The sequence below is a fragment of the Clostridium sp. genome (genome assembly GCF_036639235.1).
In the GTDB taxonomy this organism is placed as follows: domain Bacteria; phylum Bacillota; class Clostridia; order Clostridiales; family Caloramatoraceae; genus Clostridium_AB.
In genome coordinates, this window is record NZ_JAVWJB010000027.1 from 15,991 (window position 1) to 19,758 (window position 3,768).

At 33.8% G+C, this 3,768-nt stretch carries 4 protein-coding genes and 1 pseudogene; 1 reads left to right on the plus strand and 4 read right to left on the minus strand.

All coding sequences use genetic code 11. The features are described 5' to 3' along the window. The 3 genes from RR539_RS07490 to secD all read right to left on the minus strand — a co-directional run. The coding region (locus RR539_RS07490) for a single-stranded-DNA-specific exonuclease RecJ (protein ID WP_332483611.1) at positions 1-995 on the minus strand (995 nt) is incomplete at its 3' end. Positions 996-1,182: 187 nt separating this feature from the next. After that, complete coding sequence (gene secF / locus RR539_RS07495; protein WP_332483610.1) at positions 1,183-2,058, minus strand: protein translocase subunit SecF; 876 nt, start codon at positions 2,056-2,058, stop codon at positions 1,183-1,185. 15 nt (positions 2,059-2,073) lie between these two features. Then, positions 2,074-3,309 (minus strand): protein translocase subunit SecD, encoded by a 1,236-nt coding sequence (gene secD / locus RR539_RS07500; protein ID WP_332474982.1) that lies wholly within the window; start codon positions 3,307-3,309, stop codon positions 2,074-2,076. A gap of 144 nt (positions 3,310-3,453) precedes the next feature. Between secD and RR539_RS07505 the strand changes: the two genes are divergently transcribed. Continuing rightward, the gene (locus RR539_RS07505; RefSeq protein ID WP_332474981.1) at positions 3,454-3,600 is read left to right on the plus strand and encodes a hypothetical protein; all 147 of its coding nucleotides are present in this window, start codon (positions 3,454-3,456) and stop codon (positions 3,598-3,600) included. Between the two features lie 27 nt (positions 3,601-3,627). Here the strand turns inward: RR539_RS07505 and RR539_RS07510 are convergent. Continuing rightward, positions 3,628-3,768 (minus strand): annotated as a pseudogene (locus tag RR539_RS07510) (thioether cross-link-forming SCIFF peptide maturase); the annotation flags it as partial.

Sequence of the window (3,768 nt, forward strand, 5' to 3'; positions counted from 1 at the left end):
TCTTCACTAATCTTATCTATAACTTCACTTAGTATTTCCTCTTCAATCTTCTGCCTGCTTCTATTCTCCTGATCTAGGTACTTTGCAATTTGCATTGCCTTATCATAGTCATTTGTTGTAAAAAGCTCAACAGCAATCTTCGCATCACTAAGTCTTCCTATTGCATTAATTCTTGGTGCTATCTGAAAGGCAATTGCCCCTGAGGTTAGCTTATCCTCAACTCCTGCAATAGTTTTTAAAGCTATAAGTCCACACTTGTCAGTGGTTTTTAACTTTTCCATTCCCTGCTTTGCAATAATCCGGTTCTCACCCTTAAGGTCTACAACATCTGCAATAGTACCTATTGCTGCAATGTCTAAGAACTCATCAACACCGTCAATATCATAATACATCCACAGCGCCTCTATTAACTTAAATGCCACTCCACATCCTGCAAGGTTCTTACATGGATAATGACAATCCTGTCTTTTAGGGTTTATTACAATGGTATCTGGAATATCCTCTCTACACTCATGGTGATCTGTAATAATAACATCCATTCCTAGAGATTTAATATACTTAACCTCTTCAAAGGCTGATATTCCACAGTCCACAGTAATTATAAGATCCGTCTTAAGACTCTTCAAATAGTTAATAGCATCAAAATTAAGTCCATAGCCTTCGTTTATTCTATCTGGCAAGTAATAGCTAACATCAATTCCTAGCTTAGTAAATGCCCTAAATAATATTGATGTGCTAGTTATACCGTCAACATCATAGTCTCCGTAAATAGTAATCTTTTGTCCTTTCTTTATAACCTCGTCTATTCTTTCAATAGCCCTGTTCATATCCTTAAACATAAATGGGTCATAAAGATTGTCTATTAAGGGGTTTAAAAATAGGTTCGCCTCTTCGCTGTTGTCTATTTCCCTAGATAACAGTAGTCTATTTAGAAACTCATTGCTATGTAATTTTGTTAAGCTATTATTAGTCTTTTTTATAATCCATTTCTTCATAGCATGTACCCCTTAGAATAATTGAAAGCATATAATATTATACATTGTCTTGATATGTATAATCAATGAAAAATATATAAAAAACATAAAAGATTTGTAGAATTTTTTAAAAAACATTAAGAAATTAGGAAAAACAAAAGGGAAGACTATATAATCTTCCCTTTTTCTTCTTTTTATTATAATTTTCTTATAACTTTTTCTTATATTTATCAGCAAGCTTTGCCCATACAGGAACTGCTATGAAGATAGATGAATATCCTCCAAATCCAATTCCTATAATCAGTGGAAGAACAAATTCCTTAACAGCTGATACTCCCATAATATATAGGGTTGTAATCGCTATTAAAACTGTAAGTATAGTATTAATTGATCTTGCCATTGTTTGTGTTAAGCTGGCATCTCCAAGTAACGTGTTTGTTTTGTAAATTTTCTTACGTGAGTTTTCACGAATTCTATCAAACACAACAACTGAGTCGTTTATTGAATATCCTAGTATTGTTAACACTGCAGCCATAAAGCTTGAGTTAATTGGTATTTGGAATAATGAGAATATACCAATTGTAATTATTAAGTCATGGATAAGTGATGCTATAGCTGCAACACCGAATCTCCACTCAAATCTAAAACTAATATAAATCAGAATACCTAGAACAGCAACTATTGATGATAGAAATGCTTTTTGAGTAAGCTCCTTACCAATTGATGGTCCTATTCTTTCTGCTGATAGTGGTTGACTATCCTTAAGACTAAATTCCTTCTTTACTTCCTTGAAAAGTGAATCTATATCCTTATCAGTAAATGTATTACTTCTAATTGTAACCTCATTACCTTCAACAGACTGAACCTGTACTGACTTATCGTATTTTTCTGCTATTTTTCTGACCTTAGTTACATCGTAATCCTTTTCCATATTAATAGTTACTACTGTTCCACCAACAAAGTCTATACCAAAGTTAAGTCCACGAACAAATAGTGACCCTAAGGAAATTACTATAATAACCGCCGATATTATAAACCATAATCTTGATTTCTCGACTATTTTAAAAATCTTTTCGTCTTTCATAAGTAAACCTCCCCCCTACTTCCTACTATAAAGTCTAGGGTTCTTTACCCAACCTGTATCAACGAATGATGTTAATAGGAATCTTGTAACAATAATAGCAGTTAACATACTACAAATAACTCCTATGTTAAGTGTTAGGGCAAACCCCTTAACTGAACCTGAACCTAAGAAGTAAAGTGAGAACCCTGCTATAAGTGTAGTTACGTTAGAGTCAAGAATTGATGATAAGGCTCTTTTGAATCCTGCATCAACTGAAGTACTTAAAGACTTACCTAGTCTTAACTCTTCCTTAGTTCTTTCAAATATTAGTACATTAGCATCAACTGCCATACCAATAGATAAAAGTAATCCTGCAATACCTGGAAGTGTCATTGTTGCACCTATGTTAATAAATATAACTAGGGTTAACATGATATATACAAGTAATGCAATACTTGCAATAAGTCCTGGTATTCTATAAATAGAAATCATAAATATCATTATTAATACTACTCCGACAATTGTAGCCATAACACTTGTTGGTATAGCTTCTGCCCCAAGTGATGGTCCTATTGTCTTAACCGTAGCTGGCTCTAACTGTACAGGCAGTGAACCTGATTTAATTAGCCCTGCTAGTCTTTCTGCCTCTGCAACATCTGAGCTTCCTGTAATAATAGCCTCACCATTAGCAATTACACTATTAACTACAGGTGAGCTTATAAGATCACTATCCATATATATTGATATTGGCTTATTCAGGTATTCCTGAGTTGCCTTTGCAAACTTTTTAGTACCCTCTTCTGTTAACTTAAGCTGTACAACAGGTCTGTTAGTTTGGCCATCCATTCCAACTGAAGCTGTTTTAACATCTGTACCCTCAAGTACTGTTTTGTTATCTGGTCCCTTAAACTGAAGCTTTCCAGTTCTACCAACCTGATCTAGAGCCTTCTGGGCATCGTAAATACCTGGAATCTCTATTCTTATTCTGTTATCTCCTGAAATAGCAACAACAGCCTCGGATACACCAAGTCCATTAACTCTTAGTTCTAAGAGTTCCTTAGTTCTTTGTAGTGTTTCCCTATCTACCTTGTCACCTTTGATTTCCTCTTCTATGTATACTCCACCTTTAAGGTCAAGTCCTGGCTTTAAGCTTTCACCTAAAGATAGTATCTTAAAGTTCTTACCAACATTAACTCCAAATGCTAGCACATATCCTACAACAAAAATAAATGCTATAGATATAATAAACTTAAGTGCAGCTTTTTTCTTCATACCTCTCCCTCCTTCATTTTACGCTAGGATAATTATACAACTGGTAATTTTGTTAGTCAAACCTAAGTAATTATATACAAGGTTATTTATTCCAATTTATTTAAATAAATGTTATAATATAGAAAAAGTATTGGATGTGAATATATGAAGCTTATTCTATATGGCATTGCAATTTCCCTGTTCGGAATTGAATTAACCTTAATATCTCCAAGTTCTGCTATTGGGATTTTCGTATCATTTGCCGGACTTGTTGTGTCATCTATAGGTCTTGATAATAATAGAAAAAGCTGAGCCTAAACTAAGGCCCAGCTTTTTTTATTATTCTTCGATTAACTTAGCTTTTATTGCTATAGCACACTCGATTCTCTTTTTCATCATTTCACAACCAAGTTCATAAGGAACGTGAATATCCTTATTAAAGCTATAGTTATTAGCTTGGCATCCACCACTACAGTAGAA

Coding starts and splice junctions, on each gene's coding strand:
- secD (WP_332474982.1), bottom strand. CDS start 3,309: ATGAAGAAAAAAGCTGCACTTAAGTTTATTATATCTATAGCATTTATT.
- secF (WP_332483610.1), bottom strand. CDS start 2,058: ATGAAAGACGAAAAGATTTTTAAAATAGTCGAGAAATCAAGATTATGG.
- RR539_RS07505 (WP_332474981.1), top strand. CDS start 3,454: ATGAAGCTTATTCTATATGGCATTGCAATTTCCCTGTTCGGAATTGAA.